Origin of the sequence: Variovorax paradoxus (assembly GCF_040544635.1) — a bacterium.
Lineage (GTDB): Bacteria > Pseudomonadota > Gammaproteobacteria > Burkholderiales > Burkholderiaceae_C > Variovorax > Variovorax paradoxus_R.
On record NZ_JBEPKJ010000001.1, the window covers coordinates 666,258 to 688,740 of the forward strand.

Sequence of the window (22,483 nt, forward strand, 5' to 3'; positions counted from 1 at the left end):
CATCAGGGTTTGTGCGGACACCTAAACTCCTTGCATGGCCAAGGAAAAATCTCTCTTCGTCTGCAGCGAATGCGGCGGCACCAGCCCCAAGTGGCTCGGCAAATGCCCGAGCTGCGGCGCCTGGAACACACTCATCGAGCAGGTGGCGGGCAGCAACAGCGGCCCGGCCAACAACCGCTTCGGCACGCAGTACGCCGCGCTCGCGGGCGTGTCAGAACTCGCAACCCTCTCTGAAATAGAAGCGACCGACGTCGCGCGCACGCCCACCGGGCTCGACGAGCTCGACCGTGTGCTGGGCGGCGGCATCGTGTCGGGCGGCGTCACGCTCATCGGCGGGGACCCAGGCATCGGCAAGTCGACGCTGCTGCTGCAGGCCGTCGATGCGCTGCAGCGCGCGGGGCAGAACGCACTTTACGTCACCGGCGAGGAAAGCGGCGCGCAGGTGGCGCTGCGCTCCAAGCGGCTCGGGCTCGACCACTCGCAGGTGCAGGTGCTGGCCGAAATCCAGCTCGAAAAAATCATCGCCACGCTCGATGCCAACCGGCCCGCCATTGCGGTGATCGATTCCATCCAGACGGTGTATTCCGACCAGCTCACCTCTGCCCCGGGCTCGGTGGCGCAGGTGCGCGAATGCGCGGCCCACCTCACGCGCTTCGCCAAGACCAGCGGCACTGCGGTGGTGCTGGTGGGCCACGTCACCAAAGAAGGCGCGCTCGCGGGCCCGCGCGTGCTCGAGCATATGGTCGACACGGTGCTGTACTTCGAGGGAGACACGCATTCGAGCTTTCGCCTCGTGCGGGCCATCAAGAACCGCTTTGGCGCCGTGAACGAAATCGGCGTGTTCGCCATGACCGAGCGCGGCCTGAAGGGCGTGACCAACCCGAGCGCGATTTTCCTCAGCCAGCATGCCGAGCCGGTGCCCGGCAGCGTGGTGCTGGTCACGCTCGAAGGCACGCGGCCGATGCTGGTGGAAATCCAGGCGCTGGTCGACAACGGCGGGCCAAGCCCGCGCCGCCTTTCGGTAGGCCTGGATCGCGACCGCCTCGCGATGCTGCTGGCCGTGCTGCACCGCCATGCGGGCGTGGCCTGCATGGACCAGGACGTGTTCGTGAACGCGGTGGGCGGCGTGCGCATCAGCGAACCGGCGGCCGACCTGGCCGTGATGCTGGCCATTACCTCCAGCCTGCGCGGCAAGCCGCTGCCCAAGGGCTTCATCGCGTTCGGCGAAGTGGGGCTGGCGGGCGAAGTGCGCCCCGCGCCACGTGGGCAGGAGCGCCTGCGCGAAGCGGCCAAGCTGGGCTTCAGCGTGGCCGTGGTGCCCAAGGCCAATGCGCCGCGCAAGGGCACGAAGGAAATCGAAGGCCTGACCATTCACGCCGTCGAACGCATCGAAGAGGCGATGGACGTGGTCCGCCGCCTCGATTGATTGATTGCCGGGGAAAAAATGCCCGGCGCACCACAGGCGCGCCGGGCTACCCTCCCTACCCCCCGATGTGCATCGTGAACGCCGGTCCGCCGTTGAGCACGCATTGGCCGCTACCCAACGTGGCCGAGTTCATCGTGTACTGGCAACTCAGGTTGCCGCCGCGATTGCCGCTGGCATTCGCCAGGCCGGCACCTCGCGAGCCCGCAACCCGGGTCGCCTCTCCCTGAAACTGCTCATTGCCGATCACCGTATTGAAGCGTCCGCGTCCGTTCATGTCGTTGGTCACCGTGCCCGCAATGGTTCCGTAGCGCGCCGCTTCGGCGTTCGACGGATACAGCCGCGCGCTGAAGCTCTGCGCCACCGGGCCCGGTGCCACGGCATAGGCCTGCGAAGGCGGCGCTGCGGGAGCGGGTTGTCCGAGCGGCACCACGTAGCAACCGCTGAGTGCGGCGGCCGTGAGTGCGGCGCAAAGGCTGAGACGAACGAATGTGACGGATCGGGGAATACTCATACGCTTTTCAGTGGCCCGGGCTGATGCCCGTGAGATGAAATGTGCCGGCTGGCGCCCCCGCGCCACGTGCTTTTCAAGGCGAGTACCGCGCCGCGCGCCCGGCGGTAGCCACGGCCGCTACTGCCGCCTGCCTTGCCGGGGGCGGCAAGAAAGTGCCCGCTATCCAGATGCGTACTTTCGAATGACGCCGGCAAGGCGGGGGCCGTCGCGCGGCGACAATGCGCCCCATGAATTTCCAGAAATTGCTGGTGCCCGTGGGCGCCATCGTCCTTCTCGGGCTGGCTTGGCGCAGCGGCGGATGGGGCGGCGTCGCCCTGGCGGGCGGCGTGATCGTGATGTTCCTGCTGATGCACTTCACCCGTGCCATGCAGGTGCTCAAGCGGGCGGCCGATCGCCCGGTCGGCTATGTCGCAAGCTCGGTGATGCTCAATGCCAAGCTCAAGAAGGGCGTCACGCTGATGCACGTGATCGCGATGACGCGCGCGCTTGGCGAACTGCGCTCGCCGCAAAACGAGCAGCCCGAGCTTTATCGGTGGACCGATACGGGCGGCTCGTATGTCGACGCTGTGTTCAACGGCGGCAAGCTGCAAAGCTGGACGCTGACGCGCCCCGAAGCGGAGCCCGACAACGCTCCGCCTTCCGAAGAAAACGCGGCGGGCTGAGCGGCCGCGGGGCGCCGTCAGATCAGAACGGCGCGTCTTCCTCGACCTCGGCGTCCGCCGAGGTGGTGGTCGTGGGCGCTTCAGCTGCAGCCTTGGGTGCTGCATCCGTTGGCGCGCCGCTGAAGGCCGCTTCGCCACCCAGCGCATCGAGCAGCGCCGGCACCAGCTGGCCGAGCTCGCCGGTGGCAATGGCCACGTCGGCGTCGAAATTGTCTTCCTTCTTGCCGCCCGAAGCGCCGTCGCCCGTGCCTTCGAGGAACACGATCTTGCGGATCAGCATGCCGTGCGTCAGCTCGAAAGACACGCGGTCGTCCCAGGTGAGTGCCAGGCGCGTGGGGCGTTTGCCATCGGTGATGTGCTTTTGCACTTCCTCGATGTCGAGCGGGTGCTTGGCGTAGCGCACCACGGCCTTGGAATCGTCCGAAGCCTTGAGCTCGCACTCGCGGTCGATCGTGAAGCCGGCCGGCGGTTCCTGCGTCAGGAGCCAGTTGGCCATGGCGGCGGCCGGTTCCACCTGCGTGTTGATGAGGGCCACGGCAAAGCCGTCGAGCGACTTCACGAGGCTGGTCACCACTTCGTCGGCGCGCGCGGCATTGGCGCTGTTGATCACCAGGCGGCGTTCGGCCTGGTCAATCCACACGGCCACGCGGGCGCTGCGGGTGAAGGCCATCGGCAGCAGCTCGAGGGTGATGTCCTCCTTGAGTTCCTTCTTTTCCTTCTTGCCGGGCTTGCGGCCGGTGGTGGCTTCGATTTGCGCGCAACGCTCGTCGAGCTTGCGGCGCACCACGGAGCCGGGCACTGCCTTGCTCTCGATCATGTATTCGACGAGCCACTGGCCGCCGATGGATTCGACCAGCGGGCCGTTGGCCTCGCCGCGGGGCTCCACCCAGCCGGCGGACTTTTCCTGCGAGGGGCCGCAGGGCTCGAAGCGCTGCTTGCCAAGCCCTTCTTCTGCCTCGGTCAATGTCTGGGACCAGGCAGGTTCGATGCGATAGACGATGACGTTCTTGAATACGGACACGGAAACCCTTTTTCCACTGGTTTGCACAACCGGCCATTGTCGGGCACGCCGTTCCGGCGGCCACCGTAAAATCGAAAGCTTTTGCGACTTCCCCCGGTCGCTCCCTACACAGCTCCCAAAGGAATCAGGAAATGAGCTCGATCCCCCCCTCGCTGGACGACCGTGACGGCAAGATCTGGATGGACGGCGAACTCGTGGACTGGCGCGACGCCAAGATCCACGTGCTGAGCCACACGCTGCACTACGGCTGCGGCGCCTTCGAGGGCGTGCGCGCCTACAAGACGGCAGATGGCGGCACGTCCATCTTCCGCCTGGCCGAGCACACCGAGCGCCTGTTCAACAGCGCCAAGATCCTGCGCATGAAGATCCCCTTCTCGCAGGAACAGCTCATTGAGGCCCAGAAACAGGTCGTGCGCGAGAACAAGCTCGAAAGCTGCTACCTGCGCCCGCTGATCTGGATCGGCTCCGAAAAGCTCGGCGTGAGCCCCAAGGGCAACAAAGTCCACGCCATGGTCGCGGCCTGGTCCTGGGGCGCCTACCTGGGCGAAGAGGGCATGCGGCGCGGCATCCGCGTGAAGACCTCGAGCTACACCCGCCACCACGTCAACATCACGATGACGCAGGCCAAGTCGGTGAGCAACTACACCAACTCGATCCTCGCCAACATGGAAGCGCTGGACGACGGCTACGACGAGGCGCTGCTGCTCGACGCGAGCGGCTTCGTCTCCGAAGGCGCGGGCGAGAACATCTTCGTGGTCAAGGGCGGCGTGGTCTACACGCCCGACCTGTCGGCCGGCGCGCTCAACGGCATCACCCGCAACACCATCCTGCACGTGTGCAAGGACCTCGGCATCGAGCTGGTGCAGAAGCGCATCACGCGCGACGAGGTCTACATTGCCGACGAAGCCTTCTTCACCGGTACTGCCGCCGAAGTCACGCCCATCCGCGAACTCGACCGCATCGAGATCGGCAACCGCGGCGACGGAGGCTCGCGTGGCCCGATCACCGAAAAAATCCAGGCTGCCTTCTTCGACATCGTGAACGGCAAGAACCCCAAATACGCCCACTGGCTCACGAAAGTCTGAGAGAACCCATGCCTACCAACGCAGTCGTAGAACTCCTGGCCAGGGAGCTCAACCACCAGGGCGGCGTGTTCTGCCCCAGCCCCAAGGCGGACATGAAGCTCTGGGATACCCATCCCAAGGTGTACCTGGACGTGGCGCGCACCGGTGAAGCCAAGTGCCCGTACTGCGGCACCGTCTACCGCCTGAAGGCGGGTGAGACGGTGTCGTCGCGGCACTGAGCGGGGCCGCTATCGGGTAGCTAGCCTCTAGCGGCTAGCTCTCTAACTGGAAGCGGGAGCCTCTGGCACCGCTGCAATGCGGCTTCCCGGCCACAGGTCGTTCCAGGGCTGGGTGCTCCGGGGTTCCTGCGCAAGCCGCAGGTACACCATGGCAATCCACAACAGCGCCAGGCCAATCTGCGCGTCGCGCACCGCCGAGTTCACGCTCGACGCGATCAGCGCAATCAGCGTGGCGGCGAGCGCATAGCGGCCCGCAATGTCGGGCCGCTTCCACGCCTGCCAGACGGCGCCGACCATGATGACCAGCAGGCTCAGCAACGCCGGCAGGCCGCCCTGCGCGCCGACCCACAGGAAGTCGTTGTGCGGCATGTTCGAATCTGCAAAGAGCGCCGGGCCGCGCTTGTGCCATTGGTTGGTCCAGCCGCCGATGCCCCAGCCGGCGAGCGGCCGGTCGGCGATCATGAGGCCGGTGTCGCGGTACATGTAGTAGCGGATGACCCAGCTGCCCTTGAAGACCGCGCCGGCCTGCGCCTTCTCGATTTCCTCGATGCCGGTCTCGACCTTGTGCTGGAGCTGCGGCAACTGATAGAGCCCGGCCGCCAGCACCACGGCCCCCAGCACCAGCGCGCTCACCAGCATCTTCAGGTGGCTGCGCCATTGGTGGATGCACACCACCGGAATCACCAGCATCAGCGCGAGCACCGAGGTGCGCGAGGTCAGCGGCAGCGCCACCACCAGGCCCAGGCCGAGCACCAGCACGAAGGCGGGAATGGCGCGCAGCGGCCTGTGCGCGGCGATTTGGGCAATGCCCCACACGGCGGCCGTGGACGCCACCACGCTGAACAGCAGTGCGTTGCTGATCGATTTGTTGCCCACTTCCATGACCACCGCGCGCAGCGGCGACCAGATCGGAAAGCCGATGGCGTAGAAGCCCACGATCAGCAGGACGTTCAGCGCCGCGATCAGCAGGAAGCCGCGCAGCGCCCAGATCGCTTCTTCGCGCGTGAGCGCCATCGCCATCAATATCGTGAGGCCGATGCGCAGCCCGTGGAACAGGTTCGAGCCGGTTTCGGGGTAGTGCGGCCCGAAGGCCAGCACGATGAAGGTCCAGGCCAGGTATGCCACCACGGGCCACCACAGCGGGTTGGAGCGCAGCCGCGCGAAGCGTTCGCGGTACCCGCCGGCGAGCCCCATGGTGGCGAGCAACAGCAGGGCCGAAAGGTAGGTGACGCCGACGGGCATGAACACCACCAGCCCCCAGAACATGGCCGCGGGCCTGACGATGTGCGATCTCTGCATAGGGGCGGGATTTTAGGTGGGGCCGACAGGCCCCAGCCTGACTTCGGCCCCGCCGTGCGGTCAGCTTCGGCTGGCCGCCGGCAACCGGATGACGAAGCTGGCGCCTCCGCCCGGTCGCTCTTCGCAGCGCACGGTGCCGCCGTGGCGCTCGGCGATCGACTTCACCAGCGCCAGCCCGAGGCCGACGCCGCCGTTGCGCTCGCTGGCGCCGGGCAGCCGGTAGAAGGGCTCGAAGATGCGTTCGCGCAAGGCGGCCGGCACGCCGGGCCCACGGTCATTCACGCGCACCGTGGCAAAGCCGTTGGCGCTGCCGAGCTCCACCGAAATTTCGCCCGCGCCGTAACGGCGCGCATTCTCCAGCAGGTTGCGGATGGCGCGGCGCAGCAGGCGCGACACGCCGGGCACGGTGAGCTTCGCGTTGTCGGTGCCTTCCACCAGGTCGAGCTCGGCATTCACCTGCGAGCACTCCTCGGCCGCGAGCCCGGTCAGGTCGACCGCCTCGATGGTGCCCACGTCGGCCTCGCTCGCGTCGAGCCGGCTGGCCAGCAGGATTTCGTCGATGAGCTGGTCGAGCTCGCCGATGTTGCGCGAGATCTCGTCGCGCGCCGCGGGGCTCGGGCGTTCGCCCATCAGTTCCAGGCCCATGCGGATGCGGGTGAGCGGCGAGCGCAGCTCGTGCGATGCATTGGCCAGCAGCGATTTGTGCGAGCGCACCAGCTTTTCGATGCGTTCGGCCGAGGCGTTGAAACGTTTGGAGAGATCAGCCACTTCGTCCTGCCCTTCTTCGATCACGCGCACCGAGAGATCGCCTTCGCCCCAGCGTTGCACGCCGCGCTGCAGGGACTCCAGCCGCTGCGTGAGCCGCCGCACGATGGGGTACACGCCCAGCGCCACGGCAATGCCCACGAGCGCGATCATCCAGCCGAGCCCGAAAGGCGTGCGCCAGGGCGCGAACCCGCCGGTGCCCGAGGGCCGGTCGCGCGGCGCCACGCGCAGAGTGATGGCCTTGCCGTCGCCGAGCGTCACGTCGAATTCCAGCCCCTGGCCCGGCACGCGCAGGGCCTTGCCGGTGCCGATGGTGCGGTCTTGCGCGTCGAGCACCACCACGTTGCGCGGCACCGGCGCCAGGCGCTCGCGCTCGGCCTCCGCGGCTTCGCGCACGATCCAGTTGGCCATCAGCGTGAGGATGACGACGCCGCCCACCACCGCGAGCCAGATGCGGACGTAGAGGTGGCGCGAATACAGGCTTCGAAGCATCAGTCTTGCTGCTTGGCGAAGACGTAGCCCACGCCGCGAACGGTAAGGATGCGCTTCGGGTTCTTGGCATCGACCTCGATGGCGGCGCGGATGCGGCCCATGTGCACGTCGATCGAGCGGTCGAAGGCTTCGAGTTCGCGGCCGCGCACGGCTTCCATGATCTGGTCGCGCGTGAGCACGCGGCCCGCGCGCTCGGCCATCGCGACCAGCAGGTCGAACTGGTAGGAGGTGAGGTCGGCCAGCGCCCCGCCCACCGACACGGTGCGTGCGTTGCGGTCGATCTCGAGCGTGCCGAAACGCATCACCGTGCTGGCTTCCGTGTCAGTGGCGTTCTCGCTGCGGCGGCGCAGCACCGCGCGAATGCGCGCCAGCAGTTCGCGCGGCTCGAAGGGCTTGGGCAGGTAGTCGTCGGCGCCGATCTCCAGGCCGATGATGCGGTCCATCGGGTCGCCTTTGGCGGTGAGCATCAGCACCGACACCTTGGAAGCCGGAGGCGGCAGCGACCGGATGCGGCGGCAGATTTCAAGGCCGTCGGTGTCGGGCAGCATCAGGTCGAGGATGACCAGGTCGGGCGCGTGCTGCTGCAGCTGCTCGAGGCCGCTGGCGCCGTCGCCGGCATGGGTGAAGAGAAAACCCGACTGCGTCAGGTATTCGCCCACCATCTGCGCCAGGCGGGCGTCGTCTTCGATCATCAGGAGTTGGGGGGTGCTCATGCGCTTCATGGTCGTGCACGGGGGGCAACGGGGCTTGAACGCTCCGTAAAGTTGGGTAAACGCGGCTTCCGGGCGTCAACCGGAAGTGCTGCGAAAAGCATAGCGCCGCTTTCCGCGTTGGCGGGCGGCGAACTCATGTTTTCTCCGAGGATCGAGGGAAGGGCGGAGCCGCTCAGGTCCGCATTGTCCGCCCGGGCCCGCGCGAGGATTTCGCGGGCGAGCTGCCGCAGCTGGGCGGTCGAGGCCCGGATGCGCGCCTTGAACCCGGCATCGTCCAGCCGCGGGCCTTTCAGGCTCTGGTTGAGTTCGGCGAACCACGGCATTGCGGCCTGGTCGAGCAGGACCGCGGCGTTGCGCCTGGCGCTTGCGGCGGACCAGGCGCGCAGCAGCTGCTGCACCGCCAGGTTCAGGCGTTGGCAGTGCTGCAGCTCTTCCTTCAGGCTGCCGAGCAGCATCAGGTCGGTGAGCCGCTGCTGGAAAAAAATCTGCGACAGCACGCCCCAGTAATAGGCGTAGTCCCAGATCACCTTCACCGGCAGTACCTCGGGGTCGCCGAAGAGCGGGTACTGGTCCTGGTAGAGCGCCAGGGTGCTCTCGTAGAACGAGTGATAGATCTGGTCGTAGAGCTGCGCGCGGGCCTCGAGCGAACGGCCCGCGCGGTCATGCGCCACCAGATCGGTGATGTAGGTGTTGCTCATCGCGATGAAGTCGCTGCCCGGCGAATAGAACGGGTCGAGGAACAACCCGGCCTCGCCCGTCAGCGCCCATCGGTGCCCCGAGAACACCTGCTTGCAGCCGTGCGAGAAGTGCTTGAGGAACGCGAAGTCCTGCAGCAGGTGCCGCTTGCCGTCGAGCGCGTCGTACAGCCGCGGCTGGTAGGTGGCGAACCACTGCATCGCCTTCTCGAACGTGTCGAAGGTGTCGAGCGGATGCAGCTTGGGGTCGGCCACGATGCCTACTGAATGCGAGCCCGAAGCCAGCGGAATCAGCCACGCCCAGTACCCGGCGCCGCACAAGTGATTGGTTGAAAGCCAGCGCGCGCGGGGATCGCAGCGCGCCTGCCAGTCGGCGTTGTCGCTCCAGTCGTCGATGGCAATGCGATCGGCAATGCGGAACCACACCGCGTTGACGTCGTGCGCATTGGGCTCGGCCAACCCCAGCTTGCGCTTGAGCAGCCCGGCGCGCCCGCAGGCATCGATGATCCAGCGCGCCTCGGCGCTGTGGGTTTCGCCGCCGCGCGACCATTCGAGGCGGTGCGGCGCGTCGGCATCCTCGGCCAGGTCGACATGGCGTACCAGCGCGGCATCGTCGAAGCGCACGCCGCGCCGAACGGCTTCCTGCGCGAGATAGTTCTCGAAAATACCGCGGTCGATCTGGTAGCTGGGCACCGCCAGGTAGCGGCTGGCGCCGATTTCGGTGACCTGGTCGATGTCGCGCCGGCCCTCGCTGAAGAAAAAGCGGAAGCCGAACTTGCGCAGCTGCGCACCGTCCATGTGGGGCTTGAGGCCGAGCACTGTGTCGAAGTAGTGCGCACCGATTTCCACCGACGACTCGCCCACCTTGTGGGCCGCGTGCGGCACCGGGTGCTTGCGCCGCTCCAGCACCAGCACGTCGATGTCCTGAAAGCGCTGCTTGAGCTGCAGCGCCAAGGTGAGGCCCGCGAGCCCGCCGCCCATGATCACTGCGTCACACGTATGCGCAGTGCCGGTCATGGAGCGTCAGTCCCGGACCCGCTGCAGTTGCAGCCGCAGCGCCAGGGTGGAAGAAAGCGGCAGGTCGAGCGGCGCGGGCGGGTCGTCGTCCGCCACGCGCGCCAGCGATTCGAACAGGCCGAGCGCATGCGCCATCGGGTTGATATGCGCCAGCGTCTTCGCGGCGTCGGAAAGCGGCGCCGGCATGGTGCCGCTGCCGTTCTCCAGCGACCAGTCGAAAGACGCCACGGTGCGCTCGGTGCGCTCGGGTGCAATTACCAGCGCCACGGCCAGGAGGCCCTGGCTGTCGGTGACCGAGGTCAGCGCACCCACGGTGGGCGTGTCGTAGCCCACCAGCAGCACTGGCGACTGGTCGGCCGCGCATTGCACCGCGGCTTCGAGCAGGCCGGCCGCAAAGCTGTTTTCGTAGGCCGAGACCGAATTGCTGGCCGCCATGCAGCCGGTGCCGATGGTCCAGTAGCCCACGGCCGCGTTGTGCACCGAGTTGTGAAAGCGCGTGGGCGACAGCACCGTGGGGTCGGTGGCGAGCGTGCTGCACATGTAGTCGTTGATCGAGAGATCGCCATGCGCCGACACGAACACGCAGGGTACGTCGGCCGCGTTGCGGCCCGCGCCCGCCATCGATGCGGCCGCCACCTCGAGCGCCAAGGCCACGGTGTCGGGCGCGCGGCGGCGCTCGGCCGGCGCCAGCACCTGCGGCGACGGGCGCTTGGCGGGCGGGTCGGTGAGCGTGCCTTCGCCGCGGAAGGCGGCGCGGGCGGCGTCCCAGCCGGGCAGGGTCGGCGTCCAGAAGGCCGGGCCTTCGATGTAGAGCGTGGGCGGCTTCGGAGCCTGGTTCGCGGCGGTCATTGGGCGGCCTTGCCGAAGACCAGCGAGCAGTTGTTGCCGCCGAAACCGAAGGAGTTGGTCAGCGCGTAGCGAACCTCGCCATGCGCGGGCTGCAGCTTGATCTGCGGCCCGAAGCCCGTGTCGAGTTCGTTCGTGTTCACGGTGCCGGGCATCAGGCCGCGCTCGATCGCCAGCAGGCTGATCACCGATTCGACGATGCCCGCCGCGCCCAGCGTGTGGCCCATGAAGCCCTTGGTCGAGCTGGCGTGGGTGGTGGCGGGGAAGCGGCGCGCCACCAAGGCACCTTCGACCTCGTCGTTCTTCTGGCTCGCCGTGCCGTGCATGTTGATGTAGTCGATGGCCTCGGGCGCAAGGCCCGCGCGCGCCAGCGCCTCGTCGAGCGCGCGTTCGGCGCCCAGGCCTTCGGGGTGCGGCGTCGACATGTGATGCGCGTCGCTGGCTTCACCGTAGCCGAGCAGCCGAAGCGGCAGGCCGGCATCGTCCTGCACGCGCTCCACCAGCGCGAAGCCGGCCGCCTCGCCGAGGCTGATGCCCTTGCGGCCGGCGTCGAAGGGCCGGCACGGCTCGCTGGACACCAGTTCGAGCGAATTGAAGCCGAACAGCACGCTGCCGCACAGCGTGTCGACCCCGCCGACCACGGCGGCGTCGGCCAGCCCGAGGCGGATCAGCCGCTCGGCCGAGGCGAACACCTTGGCGCTCGACGAGCAGGCGGTGGAAATCGTCTCGCTGGGGCCGGTGAGCCCAAGCACCTGCTGCACGAACATGGCCAGCGAATGCGGCGTGTGCACGGCCGGGCGGCGCTGGTTCTGGGGAAAGAGCCCTTCGGCGTCGAGCTGGGTGTAGGCCAGTTCGGTTTCGCCGATGCTGGATGTCGATGTGCCCAGGATCAGCGCGATGCGGGACGGCCCGTACTTGGCCCGCGCGGCCGCCACGGCTTCGGGGAACCCGTCTGCATGCAGGCCCAGCCAGGCGAGCCGGTTGTTGCGGCAATCCCACGAGGCCAGAGTTTCGGGCAGGCGAATGTCTTCGAGTCCGTCGACCCGGCCGATCCAGGTGGGCAGTGGTGCGTCGCCGAAATCGTTGGCGCGCAGGCCGCTGCGCGAATGCTCGAGCGCTTCGGCGAGCGGCTCCTTGCCGACACCGACGGCCGAGGTGGCCGTGAAGGCGCTGATCTGAAGGGGGGAAATGCGGGGCGGCACGTTGCTTGTGGGTTGCGGGGGCGAAAGTAAACGCTTTGAAAGCGATGCGAAAGGTAACCAGAAAGTGACAGCCTACCAGTTGCGCGGGCCGCGCAGCGTCAGCTGTTTTCCTATAGGGCCCGTGCTCTATTGACGCTCTGCGGGGCCTGTGGTCGTGGTGATGCGGGCGGCGAGCGCCACCAGCAGCAGCACCGGCACGCCCAGCAGGGCGGTGGCGGTAAAGAACGGGGCGTAGCCGTAGGCATCGACAAAAACGCCCGAGTAGCCGGCGATGAACTTCGGCAGCAGCAGCATCAGCGAGCTGAACAAGGCGTACTGCGTGGCTGAATAACTGATGTTCGTCAGGCTCGACAAGTAGGCAATGAAGGCCGCCGAGGCGATGCCGCCGGCCAGGTTGTCGGCCGACACCACCGCAATCAGCGCCGTCAGGTCGTGCCCGCGCGAGGCCAGCCAGGCAAACAGCAGGTTGCTGGCGGCGCTGAGCACCGCGCCCAGCATCAGCACGCGCATCACACCCAGGCGCATCGACAGCACGCCGCCCACGAAGGCGCCGGCCAGCGTCATGATCACGCCGTAGATCTTGCTGACCGTGGCCACCTCGTCCTTGGTGAAGCCCATGTCCACATAGAAAGGGTTGGCCATGATGCCCATCACCACGTCGCTGATGCGGTAGATGGCAATCAGCGAAAGGATCAGCGCGGCCTGCCACTTGTAGCGGCGGATGAAGTCGGCGAAGGGCTCGATGAGCACGCTTTGCAGCCACTCGGCCGCATTCCTGGCCTTGGGCAGCACGCGGCGCACGGGTTCGGGCGAGAGCAGCACCGTGAGCACCCCCACCGCCATCGAGGCGGCCATGACCAGGTAGGCCGTTTTCCAGGCCGCGTTCTGGTACGCCGCCGCGCCCGTGACGCCGGCCGCCGGCACCACCTCGGCCCAGGCCGCGACCCACAGCACACCGGCACCGGCCCAGATCATCGCGAGCCGGTAGCCGGTTTGATAGGCGGCAGCGAGCGCAGCCTGCTTGCGGGTTTCGGCCGATTCGATGCGGAAAGCGTCGAGCGCGATGTCCTGCGTGGCCGAACCGAAGGCCACCAGCAGTGCGCACCAGATCAGCGGCACGAGGCCCTGGCGCGGGTCGTTCAGCGCCATGCCGATCAACCCCGCGATCACCAACCCCTGCGCCAGCAGCAGCCAGCCGCGCCGGCGGCCGAGCAGCGTGGTCAGCGGCGGCAGCGGCAGCCGGTCGACCAGCGGCGCCCAGACCCATTTGAAGCCGTAGGCCAGGCCCACCCAGCTCAGGTAGCCGATGGTGGTGCGGTCGATGCCCGCCTCGCGCAGGCGGAAGCTCAGCGTGCCCAGCACCAGCAGCAGCGGCAGGCCGGCGGAAAAGCCGAGCGCCAGCATGCGCAGGGTGGCAGGCTCGAGATAGACCTTCAGCGCGTCGCGCCAGGGCAGGGAAGAGGCGGTGGGAGTTTCGGCGGGCTGGGCAGACATGAACCCCGGATTGTCCATGAGGGCGCGGCGTGCGCCGAGCCGTCTTTTTGTCGGCAATTGTTCCTATGATCCGCGCATGTGCACACGATGCGAGCTTCTCGACCCTTCCGCGGTTTCACCATCCAGCTCCTCGGCCTGGCAGCCGCGGCGGGCCTTTCTGCTTGCCGCGGCCGGCGTGGCGCTGACCGGACCGGCACTGGCGCAGGTGAGCGTGGGCAATGCATCGATGGCGCGCAACCTGGTGCCGGCCGACCGGATCGAGGCCGCCGGCGTGCAGCAATACGGCCAACTGCTCGCGCAGGCGCGCGCCAAGAGCGCGCTCGCGGGCGACGGCAATGCGCAGCTGCAGCGGCTGCGCACCATCGCCAACCGCCTGATTCCGTTCGCCACGCCCTGGAACACGCGGGCGCGCGACTGGAAATGGGAGGTCAACCTCATCGGCAGCAAGCAGATCAATGCCTTTTGCATGCCCGGCGGCAAGATCGCCTTCTTCACCGGCATCCTCGAGCAGCTCAAGCTCAGCGATGACGAAGTCGCGATGGTGATGGGGCACGAGATGGCCCATGCGCTGCGCGAGCATGCGCGCGCCCGCCTGGCCAAGAGCGCCGGCACCGGCGCCGCGCTTTCCATCGGTGCGCAACTGCTGGGGCTCGGCCAGATGGGCGACTTGGCCGCGCGCGCGGGAACGCAGCTGATCACCCTCAAGTTCAGCCGCAGCGATGAAACCGAGGCCGATCTGGTGGGCCTGGAACTCGCGGCGCGGGCGGGCTACGACCCGCAGGCTTCGGTGTCGCTCTGGAAGAAGATGGCCACGGCATCGAAGAACCAGGGCGGGCTGAGTTTCCTTTCCACCCACCCGAGCGGGCCGGACCGCATCCAGAAGCTCGAAGCCAATCTGCCGAAGGTAGAGAAGCTTTACAGGGAAGCCAAGCGCAGCTGAGGTCTTACTCCCTCTCCCAGAGGGAGAGGGGGCAAAACCCCGAGCAGAAATTCCCTGAAGGGCGACCTCCGATCGCCCTGGCACATTGCTTGCATCTCATCTTGTACACAAGTTTGGATGCTTTGAAATGGTGCATGAAGAAAACGGATCGACTGCCGCGGCGTGGATTGCACGCCTGGCGCAGCCCGTGCCCGGCGCGGCTTCCGGTAACAGCCCGCTCGCCGGCCTGCGCTTTGCCGTCAAGGACAACATCGACGTGGCCGGCGTGCCCACCACGGCCGCTTGTCCGGCCTTCGACCGCAAACCCTCGGCACATGCAGCGGTGGTGCAGAAGCTGCTCGATGCCGGAGCATCGCTGCTCGGCAAGACCAACCTCGACCAGTTCGCCTGCGGCCTGAACGGCACGCGCTCTCCTTATGGCGAAGTGCCCAATGCCTTCGACGCGCGCTACGTCTCGGGCGGTTCCAGCTCCGGGTCGGCCTACGTGGTGGCCACCGGCGAGGTCGATTTCGCGCTTGGCACCGACACCGCCGGCTCGGGCCGCGTGCCCGCCGGGCTCAACAACATCGTCGGCATCAAGCCTTCGCGCGGGCTGCTGAGCGCCTTCGGCGTGGTGCCCGCGGCACAGAGCGCGGACTGCGTGTCGATCTTTGCGCGCACGGTCGGCCTGGCTGTCGATGTGCTTCTTGCGGCGGCGGGTCCGGATGCGCGCGACCCCTATTCGCGGGAGCTCGCCTTGCGCAGCGACCCCTTTCCGTCGGCATTCCGATTCGGTGTGCCCGATACGCTGAGCTTCTTCGGGGATGCCGAAGCCGAAAAGGCTTTCCGCGACGCACAGGCGCGGCTGGTCGCGCTCGGCGGCACGCCTGTGACGATTCCCTTCGCCCCGCTGGCCGAGGCCGCCGCGCTGCTCTATGAAAGCGCACTGGTGGCCGAGCGCTATGCCGCGGTGCGCGAGTTCTTCGATGCACACGGCTCCCAGGTGATCGAACCGGTGCGCGGCATTCTCGAGAGCGGGCGCGGGTACAGCGCCGCCGATGTGTTCGAGGCGCAGACAAGACTGCGCGCGCTCGCGCAACAGGTCGAGCCGATGTGGCGCGGCATCGACGTGCTGCTGGTGCCGACCGCTCCCACGCACTACACGCGCGACCAGATGCGCGCCGACCCGATCGTGCTCAACCGCAACCTCGGCGCATACACCAACTTCGTCAACTTGCTGGACTACACCGCCATCTCGGTGCCGAGTTCATTGCGCGCCGATGGTCTGCCGTTCGGCATCACGCTGATCGGCCCTTGCGGCAGCGACCTTGCGCTGGCCGATCTGGGCCAGCGCTATCACCACGCCACGGGCTTGCCACAGGGGGCCACTGGTTTGCCGCTGCCAGAGCCGCGCGCCATTCCCCGCCTGGGCGTTTCGCAAGTGCAAACCATGTCCATCGCGGTCGTCGGCGCGCACCTTTCGGGCATGCCGCTCAACAGCCAGCTCACAGAACGCGGCGCCACGCTGCTGCGTGCCACGACCACCGCGCCGCACTACCGGCTTCATGCATTGCCCGGCACCGTGCCGCCCAAGCCGGGGCTGCAGAGCAGTGCCATGGGCGGTACGGCCATCGCGCTCGAAGTGTGGTCGGTTCCGGTTGCGCAGGTCGGAAGCTTCCTGGCCCTGATTCCGCCTCCGCTGGGGCTCGGCAGCGTGGAGCTTGCCGACGGCAGCTGGGTGCACGGCTTCATCTGCGAAGGCCACGCGCTGGCCGACGCCGAAGACGTGAGCCACCACGGCGGCTGGCGTGCCTACATCGCGAGCCGCACCGCTTCTTCCCAAGCCATTTCAACCTGACCGATCGAGGAGTCTTCATGAGCATCCCTGAAAAATTGACCGCCACCGCGTCGCGCCGCCACGTGCTGCAGGCCGGCGCAGCGGGCTTGGCCGTGCTGGCCGCACCGGCCATCGTGCGTGCGCAAGCGGCACCGAAGATCCGCATCGGCTTCTGGCCCGTGGCCGCGGGCCTGCCCTTCTTTGCCGCGGTCGACCGCGGCTACTTCAAGGAAGCAGGGCTCGATGTGGAGCCGCTCAAGTTCGCGGGCGCCCAGCAGGTCATGGAAGGCATGCTCGCGGGCCGCTGCGACGGCAGCTCCAACGGCACGGGCTCGGCCAACCTTGCCATCGGCGAGATCGCGCAGCCGGGCCTCTTCAAGATCTTCTGCACCAACCCGAGCAACGCCAAGTTCGTACTTGACGAATTCATCGTCGCCAAGGACAGCCCGATCAAGACCATGGCCGAGCTGGCCGGCAAGAAGATCGCATCCGGCCCCGGCATCCAGAACGTGACCCTGTGCAAGACCATGCTCGAACGCGCCGGCGCCAAGGGCGCCACGGTGAGCGAGCTTCCCATCGGCCAGCACGTGGCCGCGCTCGTTGCGGGCCAGGTCGACGCCTGCTACACGCTCGAGCCCACCGGTACTGTGGGCCGCATGAACGGCACCACGCGCGTCATCGAGGCCGGCGTGGTCGCCAAGTACATCCTGGGCGATCCGATGGCGCCGTGGCACGGCGGCGCCGCCAGCCTCACCAGCGAGTTCATCAAGAAGAACCCCGAAGTGGCCAGGAAGTACATCGCCGCCTACGCGCGCGGCGTGGAACTGGTGCGCAGCAAACCCGACGATGCGCGCCAGCACATGAAGGGCTACACCGCCATCGAGGGCAAGCTCACGGCCGAAGTGCCGCTCGCCTCGTACATGCTCTACAACGAGTTCAAGCCGAGCGACGTGGCGTACTTCCAGAAGTTCTACGACCTGTTCACCGAAAAGGGCATCTTCGAGAAGAAGGTGCTGGTGGACGGCCTCCTCTACAAGGCATGACCATGGCCGACGCAAGCACGACCACGGCCGCGCCGTGGACGCCGCCGGCCGCCGGAGCCACGGCAGCGGCAATGCCCAAGCCCCCGCTGCGCGACCGGCTGCTGCCCTTCATCGGACCCGTGGTGCTGTTCATCGTGTGGGACCTGGCGGTGCGGCTCGGTTTCATCAAGCCGATCCTGCTGCCCACGCCCGCCGACACCGTCGCGGCGCTGATCACGGGGCTCGCGGGCGGGCCGCTGCTCACCGACTTTGCAATGACCGTGTGGCGCACGCTGCAGGCCTTTCTGATTGCGGCGGTGGTCGGCGTGCCGCTGGGCGTGCTGCTCGGCAGCAATGAAAAGGCCTACCGCAGCGTCGAATTCCTGATCGACTTCTTCCGCTCCACGCCCTCGTCCGCGCTGATTCCGCTGTTCCTCCTGATCTTCGGCGTGTCGGACGTCAACAAGGTGGCCATCGCAGCCTTCGGCGCGCTGCTGATCGTGGTGTTCAACAGCGCCTATGGCGTGATCAATGCGCGCAAGCAGCGCGTGATGGCGGCACGCGTCATGGGCGCCTCGCGCTGGCAGATCTTCAAGGACGTGCTGGTGTGGGAAAGCCTGCAGCCCAGCTTCGTGGGCCTGCGCTCGGCGGTGTCGATGGCATTGGTGATCGTCATCGTGGCCGAGATGTTCATCGGCTCCGACACCGGCCTCGGCCACCGCATCATCGATGCGCAGCAGGTGCTCAACGTGAAGAGCATGTACGCGGCCATTCTTGCCGCCGGTGCGCTGGGCTATGCGCTCAACATTCTTTTTCTTGTGGCCGAGCGCCGCATCGTGCACTGGAGCGGCCGATGAAAGCCACGCAAGACATCGTCGTGAACGGCCCCGTGTATGCCGACGTGCCCAAGCCCGTCTTCAAGCCCGGCCCGGCCGGCACGCACATCACCATTCGCGGCCTGACCAAGTACTTTGCGGGCTGGCCGCTGTACGAGAACTTCGACCTCGACATTCCCAAGCACAGGATCGTCTCGGTGTTCGGCCCCAATGGCTGCGGCAAGTCCACGCTCATCAACATGATCGCGGGGCTGGTTCCCATCGACTCGGGCGAGATCCTGTTCGACGGCAAGCAGCGCAAGGACACCAAGATCGGCTACGTGTTCCAGAACTACCGCGAGGCGATGTTCCCGTGGATGCGCACCATCGACAACATCGCCTATCCGCTGAAGCTCGAAGGCCGCAGCAAGGCCGAGGTCGACCGGCGCATGGAAGAACTGGTGGCGTCGTTCGACGTCAAGTTCGACCTGAAGCGCTTTCCCTACGAACTCTCGGGCGGCCAGCAGCAGACCGCTTCGATCATGCGGGCTCTCGCACCCAACCCCGAAGTGCTGTTTCTCGACGAGCCGTTTTCGGCGCTCGACTTCGAGATGACGCTCTTCATCCGAGAGAAGCTGCAAGAGGTGTTCATGCAGACCGGCACCACCATGCTGCTGGTGTCGCACGACCTGGAAGAGGCCGTGTACCTGGCCGACGAGGTACTGCTTTTGACCAAGCGGCCCACCAAGGTGGCCGAGATCCTGCGCTACGGCGATGCACGGCCGCGCACGGTAGAGACGCTGAGCACCGAGAGCTTTGTCGCAATGAAGAAACTCAGTCTCGACATCTTTCAACGTGAGGTTCGCAGATGACCCTGGAAATCAACATCCCCGAAGTGCTGGCCGAGGTGAGCGCAGTTTTTGCGCGGTACGAAGAGGCGCTGCTGGCCAACCGCCGTGATGTGCTCGACGAGCTGTTCTGGAACAGTTCGCACACGCTGCGCTACGGCTACGCCGAGAACCACTACAGCCATGCAGCCATCAGCGCCTTTCGCGCGTCGCTGCCGGTGCAGAGCCCGCCGCGCGAGCTGCTGCGGACCGTCATCACCACCTATGGCCGCGACTTTGCGACCGCCAACGTCGAGTTCCGCCGCGAAGGCAGCCGCCAGACCGGCCGCCAGAGCCAGACCTGGCTGCGCACCGCCGATGGCTGGCGCGTGGCCGCCGCCCACGTGAGCCTGATCGGCTGAACACGCAGGCACATTTTTTGCACCCCACCTTGTATCCAAGACCGGAGAACGCCATGACCAGCCCCCTGAATCGCCGCGAGTCCCTCAAATCCCTGGCCGCGCTCGGCGCCGCTGGCACCCTCGGAGGCTGGAGCGCCCTTGCCGGCGCACAGGCCAAGCCGCTCACCGTTGGCGTGATCTACGTCGGTGCACGCGACGACTACGGCTACAACCAGGCGCACGCCATGGCCGCGGCCGAGGTCAAGAAGCTGCCCGGAGTGAAGGTGGTCGAGGAAGAGAACGTGCCCGAGACCGCCGCCGTGCAGAAGACCATGGCCGGCATGATCTCGCAGGACGGCGCCAAGCTGCTGTTTCCCACGTCGTTCGGCTACTTCGATCCGCACATCCTTGCCGTGGCGCCCAAGAACCCCGACGTGCGCTTTTCGCACTGCGGTGGCCTTTGGACAGAGGGCAAGCACCCCAAGAACGCCGGCAGCTTCTTCGGCTACATCGACGAGTGCCAGTTCCTGAACGGCGTGATCGCGGCGCACATGACCAAGAGCAACAAGATCGCCTTCGTTGCCGCCAAACCGATTCCGCAGGTGCTGCGCAACATCAACGCCTTTACGCTCGGCGCGCGCTCGGTCAAGCCCGGCATCACCTGCAGCGTGATCTTCACCGGCGACTGGTCGATGGCCGTGAAGGAAGCGGAAGCCACCAACAGCCTGGCCGACCAGGGCTGCGACGTGTTCACCATGCACGTCGATGGCCCCAAGGTGGTGGTCGAGACGGCGGCCAAGCGCGGCAAGATGGTCTGCGGCTACCACGCGAGCCAGGCCAAGCTCGCGCCCAACGCGTACCTCACCGGTGCCGAGTGGAACTGGCTCACGGCCTACAAGGCCGCGATCGAGGCGGCGCAAAGCGGCAAGCCGCACCCCAACTTTCTGCGCGGAGGTCTGAAGGAAGGCTACGTGAAGATGTCCGCCTACGGCCCCATGGTGCCGGACGCCGCGAAGAAGCAGGCCGACGAAATCAAGGCCAAGATGATCGCGGGCACCTTCGACATCTTCAAGGACGGCATCAAGGACAACAAGGGCGCCGTCGTGGTGCCGGCGGGCAAGGTGCTGAAGCAGACCGACCTGGAGCTGGAAAAGATGAACTACCTGGTCGAAGGCGTCATCGGCTCGGCCTGATTCCGGGTTCATCCTCACCATGCGCCACGCGCTCAAGGAATTCGCCCTGCCGGTGTTCGCCATTGCGGCGGCGCTGCTGTTGTTCGGCGTGCTGGTGGCCTTTGCCGGGGTCGATCCGGTGGAGGTCTGGGCGACGCTCTTCAAGGGCGCGTTCGGCGACTGGTTCTCGTGGCAGAACACCCTGCAGCGCGCCGCGCCGCTGATGCTCACCGCGCTGTGCGTGGCACTGCCGGCGCGCGTCGGGCTCATCGTCATTGGCGGCGAAGGCGCGCTGGTGCTGGGCGGTCTGGCCTCGGCCGCGCTCGCGCATGCGCTGCCGCTTCCCGGCAACGTGCTGGGCACGGTGGTGGTCTGTCTCGCCGGCGCGGTGGCCGGTGCGCTGTGGATCGCTCTTGCGGGCTGGCTGCGCCAGTACCGCGGCATCAACGAAACCATCAGCAGCCTGCTGCTGGCCTACATCGCCATCGGCATCTTCAAGCACCTGGTCGAAGGGCCGCTGCGCGATCCGGCGAGCCTCAACAAGCCGTCGACCTATGCGCTCGACGCCGGCTTGCTGATCGGCGGCATCGGTGGTTCCGACGTGCACTGGGGCCTTGCCATCGGCGTGGTGGCTTGCCTGGGCCTCGGGTGGTGGCTGCGTGCCACGGCCTCGGGCTTTTCGGTGCGCGTGGTGGGTGGCAATCCGCGCACCGCGCAACTCGTCGGGCTGCCGGCCACGCGGCTCATCCTCGGCGCCTGCGGACTCGGCGGCGCCTGCGCGGGGCTCGCGGGTGCGGTCGAGGTGGCGGCGGTGCACACCAACGCCAACGCCTCGCTGATCGCGGGCTACGGTTATGCGGGCATCCTGGTGTCGTTCATCGCGCGGCACAACCCGGTGGCCATCGTGCCGGTTGCCATTCTCTTCGGCGGCTTTGGCGCGGCGGGCAGCCTGCTGCAGCGCCGTCTCGGGCTGCCCGATGCGTCGGTGCTGGTGCTGCAGGGCATCGCCTTCGTGCTCATTCTTGCGAGCGAGGGGCTGCGCACGGTCGACTGGAAGGCCTTGAGCCGAAGGGCCGCGCCCAAGGCGAATGCCGCAGCGCGCGGCGCGCAGGCCGCCCCATGACCGCGGACCAGTGGATCGCCCTCGTGGCCGGCATCGTCGGCGGCGCCTTGCGCGTCGGCGCGCCATTCCTGTTCGTGAGCCTGGGCGAATGCCTCACCGAGAAATCGGGCCGCATCAACCTCGGGCTTGAAGGCGTGCTGGTGCTCTCGGCCATGGCGGCCTTCGGCGGCGCGTATCTCACCGATTCGGCATGGCTCGGCGTGCTCATCGGCGCGGTGGCGGGCGCATTGCTTGCGCTGCTGCACGGCTTGCTGTGTTCGCTCGATCGCGTCAATGACGTGGCGACCGGCATCGCACTCATGCTGCTCGGTACCGGCCTGGCGTTCTACCTGGGCAAGCCGCTCATCCAGCCACAGGCGCCGCAGATTCCCGCGATACCTCTCGGCTTCTGGAGCGACAACCCGGTGGTGAGCTCCGCCTTGCAGCTGAACGCGCTCGTGCCCTTGGGCGTGGTGCTGGCCGTGCTGCTCTGGTGGGGCTTTGCGCGCACACGCGCCGGCCTGCTGGTACGCATGGCGGGCGATTCGGCGCAGGCGACGCGCGCGCTTGGTTATTCGGTGTCGGGCCTGCGCATTGCGGCGACGACGGCGGGCGGCTTCATTGCGGGGCTCGGCGGCGCGTCGCTCACGCTGTTCTATCCAGGCAGCTGGAACGAAGGCATCTCCAGCGGCCAGGGCCTCATTGCGGTAGCGCTCGTGATCTTCGCGCGGTGGAGCCCGCTGCGCTGCGTGGGCGCTGCGTTTCTCTTCGGCGGTGCGGGTGCCATCGGGCCCGCGCTGCAGTCCATCGGCATCGGCTGGGGCTACCACCTGTTCAACACCGTGCCCTACGTGCTCACACTGGTCATTCTGGTGCTTACCTGCAGGCCCGGCAGCACGGCGGTCGGAAGCCCCGGCGAACTTTCATCGACAAGGAACTGAA

The 22,483-nt window shown here is 67.2% G+C and carries 22 protein-coding genes; 13 read left to right on the forward strand and 9 right to left on the reverse strand.

The features are described from left to right. Positions 1-34: 34 nt before the first annotated feature. Positions 35-1,426: a DNA repair protein RadA gene (radA, locus tag ABIC94_RS03230; protein ID WP_354371264.1), complete on the forward strand. Its 1,392-nt coding sequence runs from the start codon at positions 35-37 to the stop codon at positions 1,424-1,426. Positions 1,427-1,481: 55 nt separating this feature from the next. Here radA and ABIC94_RS03235 read toward each other — a convergent pair whose 3' ends face one another. After that, positions 1,482-1,937 (reverse strand): hypothetical protein, encoded by a 456-nt coding sequence (locus tag ABIC94_RS03235; RefSeq protein WP_281149176.1) that lies wholly within the window; start codon positions 1,935-1,937, stop codon positions 1,482-1,484. Between the two features lie 218 nt (positions 1,938-2,155). Between ABIC94_RS03235 and ABIC94_RS03240 the strand changes: the two genes are divergently transcribed. Further along, positions 2,156-2,599, forward strand: coding sequence for a glycerate kinase (locus ABIC94_RS03240; RefSeq protein WP_354371265.1), 444 nt, complete (start codon positions 2,156-2,158; stop codon positions 2,597-2,599). A 22-nt stretch (positions 2,600-2,621) separates the two neighbouring features. Here ABIC94_RS03240 and ABIC94_RS03245 read toward each other — a convergent pair whose 3' ends face one another. Further along, positions 2,622-3,620 (reverse strand): recombination-associated protein RdgC, encoded by a 999-nt coding sequence (locus tag ABIC94_RS03245; protein WP_354371266.1) that lies wholly within the window; start codon positions 3,618-3,620, stop codon positions 2,622-2,624. A 131-nt stretch (positions 3,621-3,751) separates the two neighbouring features. On the opposite strand from ABIC94_RS03245, the gene ABIC94_RS03250 reads away from it, so the two are divergent. Together ABIC94_RS03250 and ABIC94_RS03255 are read left to right on the forward strand one after the other, a co-directional pair. Beyond that, on the forward strand, positions 3,752-4,705 hold the full coding sequence (locus ABIC94_RS03250; protein ID WP_354371267.1) for a branched-chain amino acid transaminase: 954 nt from the start codon (positions 3,752-3,754) through the stop codon (positions 4,703-4,705). A gap of 8 nt (positions 4,706-4,713) precedes the next feature. Beyond that, the gene (locus tag ABIC94_RS03255; protein ID WP_012745419.1) at positions 4,714-4,923 is read left to right on the forward strand and encodes a zinc-finger domain-containing protein; all 210 of its coding nucleotides are present in this window, start codon (positions 4,714-4,716) and stop codon (positions 4,921-4,923) included. Positions 4,924-4,965: 42 nt separating this feature from the next. On the opposite strand, the gene ABIC94_RS03260 is transcribed toward ABIC94_RS03255, so the two are convergent. The 7 genes from ABIC94_RS03260 to ABIC94_RS03290 form a co-directional block, all read right to left on the reverse strand. Then, a complete protein-coding gene (locus ABIC94_RS03260) occupies positions 4,966-6,222 on the reverse strand; it encodes an O-antigen ligase family protein (protein ID WP_354371268.1) in 1,257 nt (418 codons plus the stop codon). 60 nt (positions 6,223-6,282) lie between these two features. After that, positions 6,283-7,479 carry an ATP-binding protein gene (locus ABIC94_RS03265; RefSeq protein WP_354371269.1) on the reverse strand — a complete coding sequence of 399 codons (1,197 nt, stop codon included), beginning with the start codon at positions 7,477-7,479 and terminating at the stop codon, positions 6,283-6,285. Continuing rightward, on the reverse strand, positions 7,479-8,201 hold the full coding sequence (locus tag ABIC94_RS03270) for a response regulator transcription factor (protein WP_354371270.1): 723 nt from the start codon (positions 8,199-8,201) through the stop codon (positions 7,479-7,481). The genes ABIC94_RS03265 and ABIC94_RS03270 overlap by 1 nt, the downstream gene beginning before the upstream one ends. Beyond that, positions 8,198-9,904 carry an NAD(P)/FAD-dependent oxidoreductase gene (locus ABIC94_RS03275; RefSeq protein ID WP_354371272.1) on the reverse strand — a complete coding sequence of 569 codons (1,707 nt, stop codon included), beginning with the start codon at positions 9,902-9,904 and terminating at the stop codon, positions 8,198-8,200. The genes ABIC94_RS03270 and ABIC94_RS03275 overlap by 4 nt, the downstream gene beginning before the upstream one ends. Before the next feature lie 6 nt (positions 9,905-9,910). Next, a complete protein-coding gene (locus ABIC94_RS03280; protein WP_354371273.1) occupies positions 9,911-10,753 on the reverse strand; it encodes a beta-ketoacyl synthase chain length factor in 843 nt (280 codons plus the stop codon). Beyond that, positions 10,750-11,952 (reverse strand): beta-ketoacyl-[acyl-carrier-protein] synthase family protein, encoded by a 1,203-nt coding sequence (locus ABIC94_RS03285; protein WP_354371274.1) that lies wholly within the window; start codon positions 11,950-11,952, stop codon positions 10,750-10,752. Before ABIC94_RS03285 ends, ABIC94_RS03280 begins: the two co-directional genes overlap by 4 nt. 126 nt (positions 11,953-12,078) lie before the next feature. Continuing rightward, positions 12,079-13,464 (reverse strand): AmpG family muropeptide MFS transporter, encoded by a 1,386-nt coding sequence (locus tag ABIC94_RS03290; RefSeq protein ID WP_436317925.1) that lies wholly within the window; start codon positions 13,462-13,464, stop codon positions 12,079-12,081. A gap of 58 nt (positions 13,465-13,522) precedes the next feature. Here ABIC94_RS03290 and ABIC94_RS03295 point away from each other — a divergent pair, with 58 nt between their 5' ends. From ABIC94_RS03295 to ABIC94_RS03335, 9 genes are all read left to right on the forward strand, one after another. Then, the gene (locus ABIC94_RS03295; protein ID WP_354371277.1) at positions 13,523-14,386 is read left to right on the forward strand and encodes a M48 family metallopeptidase; all 864 of its coding nucleotides are present in this window, start codon (positions 13,523-13,525) and stop codon (positions 14,384-14,386) included. A gap of 127 nt (positions 14,387-14,513) precedes the next feature. Continuing rightward, on the forward strand, positions 14,514-16,223 hold the full coding sequence (gene atzF / locus ABIC94_RS03300) for an allophanate hydrolase (protein ID WP_354371278.1): 1,710 nt from the start codon (positions 14,514-14,516) through the stop codon (positions 16,221-16,223). 17 nt (positions 16,224-16,240) lie between these two features. Then, positions 16,241-17,245 (forward strand): ABC transporter substrate-binding protein, encoded by a 1,005-nt coding sequence (locus tag ABIC94_RS03305; RefSeq protein WP_354371279.1) that lies wholly within the window; start codon positions 16,241-16,243, stop codon positions 17,243-17,245. Between the two features lie 2 nt (positions 17,246-17,247). Further along, entirely contained in the window at positions 17,248-18,081 is an 834-nt protein-coding gene (locus ABIC94_RS03310; RefSeq protein ID WP_337296605.1) for an ABC transporter permease, read from the forward strand. Beyond that, entirely contained in the window at positions 18,078-18,911 is an 834-nt protein-coding gene (locus tag ABIC94_RS03315; RefSeq protein WP_354371280.1) for an ABC transporter ATP-binding protein, read from the forward strand. Before ABIC94_RS03310 ends, ABIC94_RS03315 begins: the two co-directional genes overlap by 4 nt. Beyond that, complete coding sequence (hpxZ, locus tag ABIC94_RS03320) at positions 18,908-19,288, forward strand: oxalurate catabolism protein HpxZ (RefSeq protein ID WP_354371281.1); 381 nt, start codon at positions 18,908-18,910, stop codon at positions 19,286-19,288. Before ABIC94_RS03315 ends, hpxZ begins: the two co-directional genes overlap by 4 nt. 53 nt (positions 19,289-19,341) lie before the next feature. Continuing rightward, positions 19,342-20,460, forward strand: a complete 1,119-nt coding sequence (locus ABIC94_RS03325) for a BMP family ABC transporter substrate-binding protein (RefSeq protein WP_354371282.1) — start codon at positions 19,342-19,344, stop codon at positions 20,458-20,460. A gap of 19 nt (positions 20,461-20,479) precedes the next feature. Beyond that, the gene (locus ABIC94_RS03330) at positions 20,480-21,562 is read left to right on the forward strand and encodes an ABC transporter permease (RefSeq protein ID WP_354371283.1); all 1,083 of its coding nucleotides are present in this window, start codon (positions 20,480-20,482) and stop codon (positions 21,560-21,562) included. Further along, entirely contained in the window at positions 21,559-22,482 is a 924-nt protein-coding gene (locus tag ABIC94_RS03335; protein ID WP_354371285.1) for an ABC transporter permease, read from the forward strand. The genes ABIC94_RS03330 and ABIC94_RS03335 overlap by 4 nt, the downstream gene beginning before the upstream one ends. Position 22,483: the final 1 nt, after the last annotated feature.